General features: G+C 63.0%; 13 protein-coding genes. 8 read left to right on the plus strand and 5 right to left on the minus strand.

The window, feature by feature from the left end; all coding sequences use genetic code 11:
• Positions 1–110 precede the first annotated feature (110 nt).
• The 3 genes from X756_RS150470 to X756_RS150460 all read left to right on the plus strand — a co-directional run bounded on the left by X756_RS150470 (position 111) and on the right by X756_RS150460 (position 4,325).
• On the plus strand, positions 111–1,892 hold the full coding sequence (locus tag X756_RS150470; RefSeq protein ID WP_023730107.1) for a trehalose-6-phosphate synthase: 1,782 nt from the start codon (positions 111–113) through the stop codon (positions 1,890–1,892).
• Entirely contained in the window at positions 1,889–2,677 is a 789-nt protein-coding gene (gene otsB, locus X756_RS150465; RefSeq protein WP_031238681.1) for a trehalose-phosphatase, read from the plus strand. Before X756_RS150470 ends, otsB begins: the two co-directional genes overlap by 4 nt.
• Positions 2,678–2,867: 190 nt before the next feature.
• Positions 2,868–4,325 (plus strand): NCS1 family nucleobase:cation symporter-1, encoded by a 1,458-nt coding sequence (locus X756_RS150460; RefSeq protein ID WP_023710457.1) that lies wholly within the window; start codon positions 2,868–2,870, stop codon positions 4,323–4,325.
• Positions 4,326–4,400: 75 nt separating this feature from the next.
• Here the strand turns inward: X756_RS150460 and X756_RS0134520 are convergent, their stop codons facing one another.
• The 5 genes from X756_RS0134520 to tpiA all read right to left on the minus strand — a co-directional run bounded on the left by X756_RS0134520 (position 4,401) and on the right by tpiA (position 9,529).
• Entirely contained in the window at positions 4,401–4,937 is a 537-nt protein-coding gene (locus X756_RS0134520) for a DUF1697 domain-containing protein (RefSeq protein WP_023822677.1), read from the minus strand.
• 24 nt (positions 4,938–4,961) lie between these two features.
• A complete protein-coding gene (locus X756_RS150455; protein WP_081725397.1) occupies positions 4,962–6,599 on the minus strand; it encodes a CTP synthase in 1,638 nt (545 codons plus the stop codon).
• Between the two features lie 154 nt (positions 6,600–6,753).
• On the minus strand, positions 6,754–7,872 hold the full coding sequence (locus tag X756_RS150450) for a L,D-transpeptidase (RefSeq protein ID WP_023730109.1): 1,119 nt from the start codon (positions 7,870–7,872) through the stop codon (positions 6,754–6,756).
• 201 nt (positions 7,873–8,073) lie between these two features.
• Entirely contained in the window at positions 8,074–8,562 is a 489-nt protein-coding gene (secG, locus tag X756_RS150445) for a preprotein translocase subunit SecG (RefSeq protein WP_023693455.1), read from the minus strand.
• A 196-nt stretch (positions 8,563–8,758) separates the two neighbouring features.
• Positions 8,759–9,529 (minus strand): triose-phosphate isomerase, encoded by a 771-nt coding sequence (tpiA, locus tag X756_RS150440; protein ID WP_023688559.1) that lies wholly within the window; start codon positions 9,527–9,529, stop codon positions 8,759–8,761.
• Between the two features lie 147 nt (positions 9,530–9,676).
• Here tpiA and X756_RS150435 point away from each other — a divergent pair, with 147 nt between their 5' ends.
• From X756_RS150435 to glp, 5 genes are read left to right on the plus strand one after another with little or no spacing between them, the layout of a single operon-like run.
• A complete protein-coding gene (locus X756_RS150435; protein WP_023730110.1) occupies positions 9,677–11,572 on the plus strand; it encodes a peptidyl-prolyl cis-trans isomerase in 1,896 nt (631 codons plus the stop codon).
• A 31-nt stretch (positions 11,573–11,603) separates the two neighbouring features.
• Positions 11,604–12,614 carry an anthranilate phosphoribosyltransferase gene (gene trpD / locus X756_RS150430; RefSeq protein WP_023684712.1) on the plus strand — a complete coding sequence of 337 codons (1,011 nt, stop codon included), beginning with the start codon at positions 11,604–11,606 and terminating at the stop codon, positions 12,612–12,614.
• A 3-nt stretch (positions 12,615–12,617) separates the two neighbouring features.
• Positions 12,618–13,430, plus strand: a complete 813-nt coding sequence (trpC, locus tag X756_RS150425; protein ID WP_023696566.1) for an indole-3-glycerol phosphate synthase TrpC — start codon at positions 12,618–12,620, stop codon at positions 13,428–13,430.
• A gap of 2 nt (positions 13,431–13,432) precedes the next feature.
• Complete coding sequence (gene moaC / locus X756_RS150420) at positions 13,433–13,915, plus strand: cyclic pyranopterin monophosphate synthase MoaC (RefSeq protein ID WP_023671048.1); 483 nt, start codon at positions 13,433–13,435, stop codon at positions 13,913–13,915.
• Complete coding sequence (gene glp / locus X756_RS150415; RefSeq protein WP_023730111.1) at positions 13,916–15,121, plus strand: gephyrin-like molybdotransferase Glp; 1,206 nt, start codon at positions 13,916–13,918, stop codon at positions 15,119–15,121.
• Positions 15,122–15,123: the final 2 nt, after the last annotated feature.

Raw genomic sequence — 15,123 nt, forward strand, 5'->3', positions numbered from 1 at the left:
TTTGTGCGTTGCAAAAAACACAGGTTCTCACGGGCGATCGTCGGCTGCGAACACTCAAATGGAACCATGAAGAAAAAGGCCCTGACGGCCAAAATTGAGTTGGAATTGGAATGACCGATTATGGCATGGCCCTGCTCTGGGTCTTGATCCTTGCAAGCCTTGGCCTTTCGATTCTAGCCGTTCTGTTATCGATCTCCAGGCAACGTCGTAGCCATAGCTTGACGGTTGCACCGACTGCCGGCGAGGACGTCGCATCGGAAGCGACGCGCAAGGTTTTGCGGGAGTTCGAGAAGAATGGACAATCTCCCGACGCGGCGCTGGTGAACTGGTCGCCCGACACCTTGCGCAAGATACTTGCCGACGACCTGCCGGACGCGCAGGTCATCGTCGTCTCGAACCGAGAACCCTATATCCACAACATCAAGGACGACGGCGTCGAGCTTCTGGTGCCGGCCAGCGGCCTGGTGTCGGCGCTTGAGCCTATCACCCGCGCCTGCAGCGGCACCTGGATCGCCTATGGCGGCGGAACGGCGGATCGTCTGACGGTCGATAGCAACGATCGGGTTCAGGTGCCGCCGGACAATCCGTCCTATACGCTGCGCCGCGTGTGGCTGAGCGACGACGAATATCAGGGCTACTATCTCGGCTTTGCCAATGAAGGGCTTTGGCCGCTCTGCCATATCGCCTTCACCCGGCCGGTCTTCCGTGCCTCGGACTGGGAGGCCTATGAGGTCGTCAACCGCAAATTCGCCGATATGGTGGTTGCCGAGGCGCGCAATGAGCGGCCGATCGTGCTGGTTCAGGATTACCATTTCGCGCTCCTGCCGCGCATGATCCGCGAGCGCCTGCCGGAGGCGATCATCATCACCTTCTGGCACATCCCGTGGCCGAACTCCGAAGTGTTCAGCATCTGTCCATGGCGCGAACGCGTTCTTGATGGACTGCTCGGGAGCTCGATCATCGGCTTTCACACCCAGTTTCATGCCAATAATTTCACTGAAAGCGTAGACAGGTTCCTGGAAAGCCGGATCGAGCGCGCCGACGCCGCGATCTCGTATGGCGGGCGGACGACACTGGTGCACGCCTATCCCATCTCCATCGAATGGCCGGCCGAACTCCTGGCCAAACTGCCACCGGTCGAGGAAAGCCGCGCCCGCCTGCGTGAGCGGTTCGGCCTGTCGGCGGACGTTAGGCTGTGCGTCGGTGTCGAGCGCCTGGACTACACCAAGGGCATCCTCGACCGCTTCCATGCGCTGGACGAATTGTTTACGCGCCACCCCGAGTGGATCGGCAAGGTAGTGTTCCTGCAGATTGCTGCCCCAAGCCGCGGCACGCTGCCGGCCTACCAGCAATTGCACGATGAATGCCTGCGTTATGCCAACGAGATCAACCAGCGCTACGGTCATGACGGCTACAAGCCCGTGGTCATGGTGGCTGAGCACCGTTCGCAGCAACAGGTCTATGAGATCTATCGCGCCGCCGACATCTGCATGGTCACCAGCCTGCATGACGGCATGAACCTCGTAGCCAAGGAATTCGTCGCCGCGCGTGACGACGAACAGGGCGTGCTGTTGCTCAGCACGTTTGCCGGCGCGTCGCGCGAACTGCTGGAAGCACTGATCGTCAATCCTTACGACGCGGCGATGATGAGCCAGGTGTTGCTGCAGGCGCTGACCATGTCACCGGACGAACAACGCGAGCGCATGCGCCCGATGCGCGAAATAGTGCGCGACAACAATGTCTTTCGCTGGGCCGGCAGCATGCTTCTCGATGCCGCGCGCCTGCGCAAACGCGGCGACCTCGAAAGAGCGACAAGTGTCGCCGAGCGGCCCGCAAACACCGGCAGCAACATCGTCTCACTGTTGGACCGCATGCGGAAGGTGGCGTCATGAATAGTCTGCCGAAAGCACCGGGCCTGCCAACCGCACCCGACCTGCCGGAAGGACAATGGGCGCTTTTCCTCGACATCGACGGCACGTTGCTGGAGCACGCCGCGCATCCCGACGCCGTGTCCGTAAGCGACGAACTGCGCAACCTCCTCGGCGTCGTCGATGAACGGCTGGACGGCGCTGTCGCCTTTATCACCGGCCGCTCGGTCGAAGGCGCCGACCGCCTGTTTCATCCGTTGAAGCTGCGTGTTGCCGGTCTCTATGGGCTGGAACACCGGCTGACGCCGGACGGCCCGGTCGTTACCGCCGATGCTCCCGCCGATATCGCTGCCCTTGCCGACGCCATCGAGGCCGAACTGGATGACGGCCTTGTTCATATCGAGCGCAAGGGTCCGATCCTCGCCATCCATACGCGTGCGGCGCCGCATCTGCTGGCCAGGGCAACGCACCTTGTCGAACAGGCATTGACCGAGCTTCCCAAGGGCTATCGGGTTATCCCGGGCAACGCCGGCGTCGAACTCATGCCGCTCGAAGCAGCCAAGGGCGCTGCCGTGCGGCGTTTCATGGCAATCCCGCCCTTTGCCGGACGGCGGCCGGTCTTTCTCGGCGACGACACCGCCGACGAAAACGGTTTCGAGGCGATCAACGAGGCCGGCGGCATCTCGATCCGGGTCAAGCCGCGTGGGCCGACCGTGGCCCAATACAGGCTCGATGATGTCACCTGCGCGATAGCTTGGCTTGCCGCCAATTTCGACGCATCACCGGCCCTCAACCGCAAAGCGTCCTGATCGCTGCCGTCTGCGGGTCGAATCAAGATCGCCGCGATTGCGCCGACCTTCGCCAAAAGCCGATCGATAAGCGCTGTTCTCATTGAATATCTTTAAGGCCAAAGCCGGCAAATGGATTGCTTGCCGGTTCCCCTGCGTCAGGCATAACCTGCGCAGTCGACGCGTGAGGCATCAAGGGGAGGACATCGCAATGACCATACAAGGCGCATCACCCGATCTATACAATGAGGATTTGGCTCCGGCCAAAGTCCGAAACTGGGGGCCGTTCTCGATCTTCAACGTCTGGACGTCGGACGTCCACAGCCTCTGGGGCTATTATCTCGCCGCAAGCCTGTTCCTGTTTTGCGGCGGCTTCGTCAATTTCATCATCGCCATCGGCATCGGTTCGCTGATCATCTACGCGCTGATGAACATGGTCGGCTATGCCGGCGTGAAGACCGGCGTGCCCTACCCCGTGCTGGCGCGCGCCTCCTTCGGCATCTGGGGCGCCAACATTCCGGCCCTGGTGCGCGCCATCGTCGCCTGCTTCTGGTACGGCGCGCAGACGGCGGCGGCATCGGGCGCGATCGTGGCGTTGCTGATCCGCTCGCAATGGTTCGCCGATTTCAACGCCAACACGCATTTCCTCGGCCACACGGGTCTGGAAGTGATCTGTTTTGTGGTCATCTGGGCACTGCAATTGCTGATCATCCAGAACGGCATGGAAACGGTGCGCCGCTTCCAGGATTGGGCCGGACCGGCGGTGTGGGTGATGATGTTGATCCTGGCGATCTATCTCTGTGTAAAATCCGGGAGATTTGCCTTCACCAGCGACATCCCGATGGATGTGCTGCTCGACAAGACAAAGGATGCCGGCGTACCCGGAACCCCTGGCTCCTGGACGTCGCTGTTTGCGGTGGCGGCGATCTGGGTCACCTATTTCTCGGCGCTCTATCTCAATTTCTGCGATTTCGCCCGCTATGCCCCAGACAAGGCATCGCTGCGCAAGGGCAACATCTGGGGCCTGCCGATCAATCTCATCCTGTTCTCGCTGGTCGCCGGCGTGACCACCATCGCTGCCTTCGACGTGTATGGCGAAGTGCTTCTGCATCCCGACCAGATCTCGGCGAAATTCGACAGCTGGTTCCTGGCAGCGCTTGCAGCCCTGACTTTTGCCGTGGCGACGCTCGGCATCAATGTGGTGGCAAACTTCGTCTCGCCGGCCTTCGACTTCTCCAATGTCTTTCCCCGGCAGATCGACTTCAAGAAGGGCGGCTATATCGCGGCCGTGATCGCGCTGGTGCTTTATCCCTTCGCGCCGTGGGAAGGCAGTGCCGCGTCTTTCGTCAACGTCATCGGCGCGACGATGGGGCCGATCTTCGGGGTGATGATGGTCGACTACTATCTGATCCGGAAGGGCGAGGTCGACGTCGAGGCACTGTACCGCGAACATGGCGAGTTCCGCTTCCAGGGCGGCTGGCACGTCAACGCCTTCATAGCCGCCGGCATCGGCGCCATCTTCTCCTCGGTCCTGCCGAACTTCACCAACTTGCTGCCGGCATGGTGGGGCGTTTATGGCTGGTTCTTCGGTGTCGGCATTGCAGGGGTCATCTACTACGTCCTTCGCACCGCCGCCCTTGGCGCAGGGGCCAGGACGGCAAAGGCGTGAAATGAGAGATAGGGAGTAGTCAGTAGTCAGTAGTCAGTGGGAATAGTATAATCCCTACTCCCTACTCCCTACTCCCTACTCCACCATCTCAGCCAATCTCCGCACCGTGTTCCAGTTGCGTGCGGTGCCGATGCCCATGCGCTTGTGGTTCATGGCAGCGAGCAGCCGCGAGCTTGGCCGCTCGCGCGAAAAGACGACCCAGATGTCGCCATCGACCGAAGCCACCTTCTCGTCCTCGGCGGCATAGGTCTGGAGCGCGGCCACACCATCCGCTGGCGCTGGCTTGCGCATCACCCGCACAGCCACCTGATCGCCTGCCTCGGCAGAGTCGGCCGGGAATGGGTTGCCGGCGGCAAGTTTCAGCCAATCCTCGGCAGTGCGCACGATGATGACGACGTTGCGGCCGAAGGTTTTTTCGAAGGCCGTTTCCAGCCGCTGTTCCAGCTTGGCGATGCCGGTCGCCCGTGTCTCGAAGACCAGATTGCCGGTCGCCACCAGGGTGCGCGGGTTCTTCAGCCCAAGCTGTTCAGCCATCGCCTTGAGGTCGGCCATGACGACCCGGCGGCCTTCGCCGAGGATAATGCTGTAGAGCAGCGCAACATAGGTCTGCATCAGCTGCGAAACCTCACCGTGGCCCTAGACCAGTCGCGACTGGTCCACCGCGGCCGAGATGAAGCTGGCGAACAGGGGATGCGGCTCCAGCGGCCGGCTCTTCAGCTCCGGGTGATACTGGACGCCGATAAACCAGGGATGGTCGGGATATTCGACGGTTTCCGGCAGCACACCGTCGGGCGACATGCCGGCAAACACCAGGCCGCAATCTTCCAGCCGCTCCTTGTAGTCGATATTGACCTCGTAGCGGTGGCGATGGCGCTCGGAAATCTGGGTGTCGCCATAGATGTCGGCGATCTTCGAACCCTTGGCGAGTTCAGCCTGATAGGCGCCAAGCCGCATGGTGCCGCCGAGATCGCCCGTTTCGCGGCGCTTCTCCAGCATGTTGCCTTTCAGCCATTCGGTCATCAGGCCGACGACCGGCTCGTCGGTCGGACCGAATTCGGTCGACGAGGCGTGTTCGACGCCGGCCAGCGAGCGCGCTGCCTCGATGCAGGCCATCTGCATGCCGAAGCAGATGCCGAAATACGGCACCTTGCGCTCGCGGGCGAATTTCGCCGCCAGGATCTTGCCTTCCGAGCCGCGCTCGCCGAAGCCGCCGGGCACCAGGATGCCATGCACCTTTTCCAGCCACGGCGTCGGGTCTTCCTTCTCGAAAATCTCGCTCTCGATCCAGTCGAGCTTGACCTTGACGCGGTTGGCCATGCCGCCATGCGACAAAGCCTCGATCAGCGATTTGTAGGCATCCTTGAGGCCGGTGTATTTGCCGACAATGGCGATCGTTACCTCGCCTTCCGGATTGTGGATGCGGTTGGACACGGCCTGCCAGGGCTCCATGCGCGGCTTCGGCGCCGGATCGATACCGAAGGCGGCCAGCACTTCCGAATCGAGCCCTTCCTTGTGGTAAGCCATCGGCACGTCATAGATGTGGGGCACGTCGAGCGCCTGGATGACGGCGCTCTCGCGCACATTGCAGAACAGCGACAGTTTTCTGCGCTCTTCCTTGGGGATGGCGCGGTCGGCGCGGACCAGCAGGATATCGGGCGCGATGCCGATGCCGCGCAGTTCCTTGACCGAATGCTGGGTCGGCTTGGTCTTCAACTCGCCGGCCGTGGGGATGTAAGGCATCAAGGTCAGGTGGACATAGACGGCGTTGTTGCGCGGCAGATCGTTGCCGAGCTGGCGGATAGCCTCGAGAAACGGCATCGCCTCGATATCGCCAACCGTACCGCCGATCTCGCACAGCACGAAATCATAGTCGTCATTGCCGTCGAGCACGAAATTCTTGATCTCATCGGTGACATGCGGAATGACCTGCACGGTGGCGCCGAGATAGTCGCCGCGCCGTTCGCGCTCGATGATGTTCTTGTAGATGCGGCCGGTGGTGATGTTGTCTTGCTGGTTGGCCGAGCGGCCGGTGAAGCGCTCGTAATGGCCAAGATCGAGATCGGTCTCGGCGCCGTCATCGGTGACGAAAACCTCGCCATGCTGGTAAGGCGACATCGTTCCGGGATCGACATTGAGATAGGGATCGAGCTTTTTGATGCGTGCGCGATAGCCTCGCGCCTGCAAGAGAGCCCCAAGGGCCGCTGCAGCGATGCCTTTTCCAAGTGAGGAAACCACGCCGCCTGTGATGAATACATATCGCGCCATGGGAGTCATCGCTTAACGCGGCCGAATTGATTCCGCCAGAGAAAAAACCGCCGCTGAGGCTTTTTCCAGAGAAGGCGCGATAGTCCCGAGGTTCGAGACTGGTGTTTTGGTCAAAACAAAAGGGCCGGCAAAAGCCGGCCCTTTCGGCAGGTTTGTGAAAGCGTCAGATGATGACGACCTTGGTGCCGACCCTGACGCGGCTGTAGAGGTCCATGACGTGCTCGTTGATCATGCGGAAGCAGCCATTGGAAGCGCTGGTTCCGATCGACTGCGGCGCGATGGTGCCGTGGATGCGCAGATGCGTGTCCTTCTTGCCGTCGTAGAGATAGATGGCGCGGGCGCCGAGCGGGTTCTGGCCGCCGCCGGGCATGCCGTCCTTGTACTGGCCATAATGCTTGGGTTCGCGCTTCTGCATGTCGAGCGTCGGGATCCAGCGCGGCCATTCCTGCTTGTCGCCAACGGCAACCTTGCCCTTGAACTGCAGGCCTTCGCGGCCGACCGCAATCGCATAGCGGCGGGCGGTGAAAGCCGATTCGACGAGGTAGAGGCGGCGCGCGCTGGTATCGATGACGATCGTACCCGGCTCATAGCCGCTGAATTCGACGTCCTGCGGCACGAATTCCGGCTTCACCTTGAACTGCTTCTTGGCTTGCCGCTTGGCGAGAGCATGGTCGAGCGCGCGCGTTTCGGGGAGATAGGCAATCGACGAGGCAGAGGACGTGCCGCCGAACAGGCCGGCGAACAGTCCGCCGCTCGTCGGCTTCTGGCCCGGGGCCTCGCTGCGCAATTCGCCATTGTTGCCGGTCAGCGCGATATTCATCGCTTCGGCCGGAAGCGGTTCAGCCGATTCGATCGGCTCGATCGGCGCGATCGGGTCAACCGGAGCGATGATCTTGGTGGTCTTCTTGCCTGGCTTGGCGTCGGCAACCACGACCGGCTTGCCCTTGCTTGCCAGGAACGCCTGGCGCTGGGCATCGGCCCTGGCTTTCGCCGCATCGCGCATCGCCAGCTTGCGGGCCTCGAGCGCCTTGACGCGGGCGAGATCCCTGTCGGCGGCGATCTTGTCTTCGAGCTTGCTGATCTGAGCCAGATCATCCGGGCTCGGGTTTTTCTTCTTCTTGAGAAGCTTCAGCTGCGTCGCATCGCTCTTGGCGGCGACGTTGATGACAGCGGTTTTGCCAACCGCCTGCGGTGAGGTCATTGCCGGAGTGCCGGCGAAGACCGCGGAGCTCATGCCGAATACGGCACAAAACCCCATGAAAATGAAGCTGCGAAGCTGCATGGCGAAGATCCGATCGTTCAATGCTTGTTGCCCACGGCGTCGCCCGGCGCCCCCCAAGGGCGCAGAAAGTGCCGCCGGCAATCTATAATCGAAGTGGCGTACGGGCCTCAAGCACGGGGTGCGGTCGAATCTTCGTGATCGTGTGCCATTTGCCGCGACTGTGTTGAAACAACAACAGATCGCGTCATCTGACGCTACCGACTACTGGTTCGGAACCTGCGGTGTCACCGGCAAGGTAACGCCATTGGTAGCCGGCGGCGTAGCCGAATCGGTTGCAGGTGGCGTCGCCGGAGATGGAGCCGTCGCCGGGGCCGTGGTGGCGGGCGGCGTGGTGGCGGCGCCGTTGGCCGCGGGCGCGGCCGGTGCGGTGTTGCCCGAAGGCGGCGTCGGCGCCGTCGTGCCGGGCAACTGATTGAGCACGCCGTTGCCGCTGTCGGCCGGCACGCGGTCGAGAATGTCGATCGGTTTTTCGCCATAGCGGGCAACGATCGAGAGTGTCAGCGACGTCACGAAGAAGGCCGCGGCCAGGATCGCCGTCGCCCGCGTCAGCGCATTGGCGGCGCCACGCGCGGTCATGAAACCGGAACCGCCGCCAATGCCGAGACCACCGCCTTCGGAGCGTTGCAGCAGCACCACGCCGACAAGGGCGAGCACGACCATGAGGTGGATGACGATCAGTACGGTTTCCATATTTTATCCTGGCAAGCCCTGCCGCTCCCTGGCGATCAGGGCCGGTGATTTGGAGGCGGCTCCATACAATGCTTTAACGGCATTTCCAAGCCCGTGGCCGGAATATGGGAAGCAATGCGCCCTTTGCAACGATTTCCGCCGAACTGCTGCGTTCATAAGTCTATGACCGAACTGGTCGGCAACGAAATTCCGGGGCCTACGAGATATTCTGGTATGCCTCGGCGATGGCGAGAAAGTCGGACGCCTTCAGGCTGGCGCCGCCAACCAGCGCGCCATCGACGTTTTTGACGCCTAGCAGTTCGACAGCGTTGGACGCCTTGACCGAGCCGCCATAGAGGATGCGCATCTTGCCGGCCACGGCCGCGCCGAGCGCTTCCGCCAGTTTTTGGCGGATATGCGCGTGCGCCTCCGCCACGTCTTCGGCGGTCGGCGTCAGGCCGGTGCCGATAGCCCATACCGGCTCGTAGGCGATAACGGTGTTGGCGGGCGTTGCGCTCGGTGGCACCGAGCCGGCGACCTGGCGCGATAACACGTCGAGTGCTGTGCCCGCTTCGCGCTCGGCCTTGGTCTCGCCGATGCAGATGATGGCGACGAGCCCTGCCCGCCACGCCGCCGAGGCCTTGGCGAGGACGATGGCATCGTCCTCGCTGCGCTGTTCGCGGCACTCGGAATGGCCGACAATGACGTGGCTGGCGCCCGCATCCTTCAGCATCTCGGCTGAGACGCAGCCGGTGAAGGCGCCGCTTTCCTTGATGTGGCAGTCCTCGCCACCGGCCCGCACCGGCGTGCGCGACAGGATTTCGACGGCGCGCGACAGTAAGGTCGCCGGCACGCAGACCAATGCTTCGGTCTCTGCGTCGAGCCCGCTCATGAAGCCGTTGCCGATCATCCTGAGCTCGTTCAGCGAAGCGCTGGTGCCGTTCATTTTCCAGTTGCCGGCAACGAGCGGTCGAATTCCTGGCGTCATGGGGATCTGGTTCTCCGGGCGACATTGGGGTCTCGCCCTCCCTATCAAAATCAGGCCACAAAGCAATCGACAGTGAGCCGGAAGGGCGCTATTGCGCTTGTTTCAGACTCGGGCGCACGCAAAACTGCGCAAAAATCGGAAGTAACAATGCTTGGTATATTGAGAAGCGCGGCAGGGACCTGGGTCGCGAAAGCCCTGCTGTCGCTGCTGGTGTTGAGTTTCCTTGCCTGGGGCGTCACCACGCGGATGACGGGCGGCTTCCTGGCTGGCCATCATGCGGTGATCACCGCCGGCAGCACCACCGTGTCGATCACCGAGTACCGCCTCGCCTACGATCGCCAGATCGCCATGCTGCAGCAGCAGATCGGCCAGCGCATCAGCCGCGACCAGGCCAAGGCCTATGGCATCGACAACCAGGTGCTGGCTCAGTTGGTGTCCGGCGCCGTCCTTGACGAACAGGCGCGCAAGCTCGGGCTTGGCTTCTCCAAGGACAGGCTGGCCGAACTGACGCGGCAGGAACCCGCCTTCCAAGGCCCGAATGGCCAGTTCGACCGCCGGCTGTTCGAATCCCGGCTGCGCGAACTGGGAATGCGGCCGGAGGATTATCTGAAGAACCGGGCTCAGGTGGCGGTGCGCCAGCAGATCGTCGAAGCGGTTTCGGACGGCCTCAAGGCTCCGGACACCTTCTTCAAGGCAGTTGCGCTCTATCGGGGCGAAGACCGCACCATCGACTATCTGATCTTGCCAAAGGCGTTGGTGGAGCCCATCGAGGCGCCATCCGACAGCGTGCTTCAGGCTTATTTCGAGGCCAACAAGAAAACCTACGCGGCGCCAGAATACCGCAAATTCTCCTATGTCCGGCTCGAGCCCGAAGACATCATGGATGTCAGCGCCGTAACGGACCAGCAGGTCAGCGACGACTACAACAAGAACAAGGGCCGCTACACCACGCCGGAAATGCGCACCATCGAACAGCTGGTGTTCCCTTCCGCGGACGCCGCCAAGGCGGCATCCGATTCGCTGAAGACGGGCGCCACTTTCGACAAGATCGTCACCGCGCAGGGCAAGACCCCGGCCGACACGCTGCTCGGCACGCTCTCCAAGGATAAGATCACCGACAAGACGGTCGCCGATGCCGCATTCGCGCTTGCCGTCAACGAAGTCAGCCCGGTCGTCCAGGGCGCGTTCGGTCCGGTGCTTTTGCGCGTCACCGAGATCAAACCGGAAACGGTGAAGCCGCTGGCGGAAGTGTCAGACCAGATCCGAAAGGATCTGGCGCTCGGCGAAGCAAGCCGCATCCTGCTCGACGTGCACGACAACTACGAAGACACCCGCGCCGCCGGCAGCACGCTGGCCGAAGCCGCCGCCAAACTCAAGCTCAAGGACGTTACCGTCGAGGCCATAGACCGCACCGGCCTCAAGCCGGACGGCACCATCATCAAGGACCTGCCGGCATCGCCGGACCTCATCAAGGCGGTGTTCGAGGCCGAGCCCAACACCGAGAATCAAGCCCTGACCACGCCTAACAACGGCTTCGTGTTCTATGAACTGACATCGATCACGCCGGCTCGCGACCGCACGCTGGACGAAGTCCGCCAGCGCGTGGTGGCGGACTGGACGACAGAGGAAACGACCAAGCGGCTGACCGCGAAAGCAGACGAACTCGACAAGCGCCTCAAGGCTGGCACCACACTCGACGTCATCGCCGGCGAACTGAAGCTTGAAAAGCAGACCAAGCGCGGCGTGAAGCGCGAGGCCGACGATGTCGATTTCGGCAAGGAGGGTGCTGCTGCGATGTTCGGGGTCGGCGAAGGCGGCACCGGGCTGATCCCCTCGCCCACCGGCGACGGCCAGATCCTGTTCAAGGTCGCCGAAGTGTTCGAGCCGGCCGGAGCCGACGCCAGCTCGGTACCCGACGATGCGCAAAAATCCTTCACGCAAGGCATGTCCGACGATCTGCTCGACCAGCTGGTGGCGCAGTTGCAGACGCAGTACGCCGTCAGCGTCGACCAGGCCGCCGTTTCCCAAGCCCTCGCCCAATGAATGGCCTTAGCCCAATGAACGTCTTGGCCCAATGAGCGCCCTGAAGACCCATATCGCCAAGGTCGCCACGGGAACCGGGCTTACCTTCGAGGAAGCGCGCGAAGCTTTCGACATCATCATGTCTGGCGACGCGACGCCGGGCCAGATCGGCGGCTTCCTGATGGCGTTGCGCGTGCGCGGGGAGACCGTGAGCGAGATTTCCGGCGCCGTCGCCACCATGCGTGCCAAGATGCTGCGCGTCGAAGCTCCTGAGGGCGCCATCGACATTGTCGGCACGGGCGGCGACAATTCGCATTCAGTCAACATCTCGACCGCTTCGGCCTTCGTCATTGCCGGCTGCGGCGTGCCGGTCGCCAAGCACGGCAATCGCGGCCTGTCGTCGCTGACGGGCGCTGCCGATGTGCTGGTCGCGCTCGGCGTCAAGATCGATATCCTGCCAGAGGTGATCGGCCGCTGCATCCAGGAGGCCGGCGTCGGCTTCATGTTCGCGCCGGCGCACCACCCTGCGATGAAGCATGTCGGCCCGACCCGCGTCGAGCTCGGCACGCGTACCATCTTCAACCTGCTCGGACCGCTGTCCAATCCGGCTGGCGTCAGCAGGCAGATGGTCGGCGTGTTCCTGCCGGAATGGATCGTGCCGGTGGCCGAGACATTGAAGGCGTTGGGCACCGAGCATGCCTGGGTGGTCCATGGGGATGGCTATGACGAAATCACCACCACCGGCGAAACGCAGGTGGCGGAACTGGCCGGCGGCGAGATCCGCCATTTCACGCTCACCCCGGAAGCCGTCGGCCTGCAGCGCCACACCAAGGACGAGTTGCGCGGCGGCGACGCCGCCTACAATGCCACGGCGTTGCGCGACATGCTGAGAGGTGCTGCCGGGGCCTATCGCGATACGGTGCTGATGAACGCCGGCGCCGGCATGGTGGTGGCCGGCAAGGCGACGACGCTTGCCGACGGCATGGCCGCGGCCACACAGGCCATCGACAGCGGCCGGGCGCTGGGCGTGCTCGACAGGCTGGTCGAGATTTCGAACGGATGAGCCGTGGCTGACATTCTGCGCAAGATCGAGGCCTACAAGCGCGACGAGATCGCGGCGGCGAAGGCGCGGATACCGTTGGCCGAGATCAAGGCGCGAGCCAAGGATGCCGACGCACCGCGTGGCTTTCGGAGGGCGCTTGAGGCGAAGCGCAGATCGGGCAGCTTCGGCCTGATCGCCGAGATCAAAAAGGCAAGCCCATCCAAAGGCTTGATCCGCGCCGATTTCGACCCGCCCGCACTGGCGCAGGCCTATGAGAAAGGCGGTGCCGCCTGTCTTTCGGTGCTGACCGATGCGCCATCCTTCCAGGGCGCGCCGGAATTTCTCATCAGTGCACGGGAGGCAGTGTCCCTGCCCGCGCTGCGCAAGGATTTCCTGTTCGACCCTTATCAAGTCTACGAGGCTCGCGCATGGGGCGCCGATGCCATCCTGATCATCATGGCCAGCGTCGATGATGCCTTGGCGAGCGAATTGGAAGCGACCGCGTTCGAACTCGGCATGGACGCGCTGATCGAGGTGCATGACGAGGCCGAGACGCAGCGCGCGGTAAAACTCTCGTCGCAGCTGATCGGCATCAACAACCGCAATCTCAGAACATTCGAGACCAGCCTCGAGACCTCGGAACGGCTGGCATCGATGGTGCCGGGCGGCCGATTGCTGGTCAGCGAGAGCGGAATTTTCACCCACGACGATTGCTTCAGGATGCAAAAGACCGGCATCAGCACCTTCCTCGTCGGCGAGAGCCTGATGCGGCAAGAGGATGTCGCTGCGGCAACGCGGCTGCTTTTGACAGGCAAGGCGAAAGCAGAGGCCATCTGAGGATGGCAGCCGCCCTCACCCATCTCGGCGCCAAGGGCGAGGCCAACATGGTCGATGTCGGCGAGAAGGCGGAGACGACGCGCACGGCGGTCGCCGAGGGCTTTGTCTCGATGCGGGCCGAAACCCTGAAGATGATCCTCGACGGCGACGCCAAGAAGGGCGATGTGCTGGGTACCGCGCGCATTGCCGGCATCATGGCGGCCAAGAAGACGCATGAGCTGATTCCGCTCTGCCATCCGCTGCTTTTGACCAAGGTGTCGGTCGACATCGAACCGGACACCACGCTGCCCGGCCTTAGGGTCACCGCGCTCGCCCGCGTCACCGGCAAGACCGGGGTCGAGATGGAGGCGCTGACCGCGGCATCTGTCGCGTGCCTGACCATTTACGACATGGCCAAGGCGGTCGACCGCGCCATGGTGATTTCCGGTATACAGCTGGTGGAAAAGACCGGCGGCAAGTCCGGCGACTACAAGGCGGGTTCGTAAATGGCGCTGGTTCCGGTCGCCGAGGCGCTTCAACGCCTACTCGACGGCGCTGTGGCGTTGCCCGGTGAAAGGGTCGCGCTGGCGGATGCGGCCGGCCGGGTGCTGGCGGAGCCGGTCGTGGCGCTGCGTACCCAGCCGCCTTTCAATGCATCTGCCATGGACGGCTATGCCGCACGGGCGCAGGATGTGGCGTCGGCCCCGGCGCGGCTTTCGGTGATCGGCATGGCGCCCGCAGGGCGAGGCTTTGACGGCACAGTGGGTAAATCCGAGGCCGTGCGCGTCTTCACCGGCGCGCCGCTGCCTGAAGGCGCAGACACGATCGTCATCCAGGAAAATGTTCGCGATCTCGGCGGTGGCCGGATCGAGGTCACCGAACCGACGGCGAAGAACCGCAACATCCGCCGGCTTGGACTGGATTTTGCCCAAGGCGACGTGCTGCTGGAGAAAGGCCGCGTGCTCGATCCGGCTGCATTGTCGCTGGCGGCGTCGGCCAATCATCCCCGGTTGAACGTGGTGCAACGGCCGCTGGTCGCCATCATCGCCACCGGCGACGAATTGCTGCCACCGGGCAGCGAACCTGGCCCCGCCCAGATCATCTCGTCCAACGCCTATGGCGTCGCTGCTGTGGCGCAGTCGGTCGGCGCTCGCGCGCTCGATCTCGGCATCGCTGCCGACCGCAAGGAGGCGATTGCGGCACTGGTGAAAAAGGCGGTCGCTGCGAAAGCCGACGTCATCGTCACGCTGGGCGGCGCTTCGGTCGGCGACCATGATCTCGTCCATGACGTGCTGACCGGCGAAGGCATGAAGCTCGACTTCTGGAAGCTCGCCATGCGCCCGGGCAAGCCGCTGATGTTCGGGCGGCTCGGCGATATCAGGTGCATCGGCCTGCCCGGCAATCCGGTGGCGAGCCTGGTCTGCTCGCAATTGTTCCTGAAGCCGCTATTGGCGCAGCTCGGCGGCCGTCCCCACCGGCAGGACATCCGCCAGGCTCAGCTTGGCGCCGCGATGCCGGCCAATGATCTAAGGCAAGACTATGTGCGCGCCGTGGTCCGGGAAGAAGCCGGCGCATTGGTGGCGACACCATTCGGCATCCAGGATTCCTCGATGCTGAGAATGCTGGCCGACGCCAACGGCCTGATCGTGCGCGAGCCCTTCGCTCCGGCGGCAGAAGCAGGCGCTGCTTGCAGCGTTCTGATGTTGCGCTGAAG

This window comes from Mesorhizobium sp. LNJC405B00 (assembly GCF_000502615.1).
GTDB lineage: Bacteria > Pseudomonadota > Alphaproteobacteria > Rhizobiales > Rhizobiaceae > Mesorhizobium.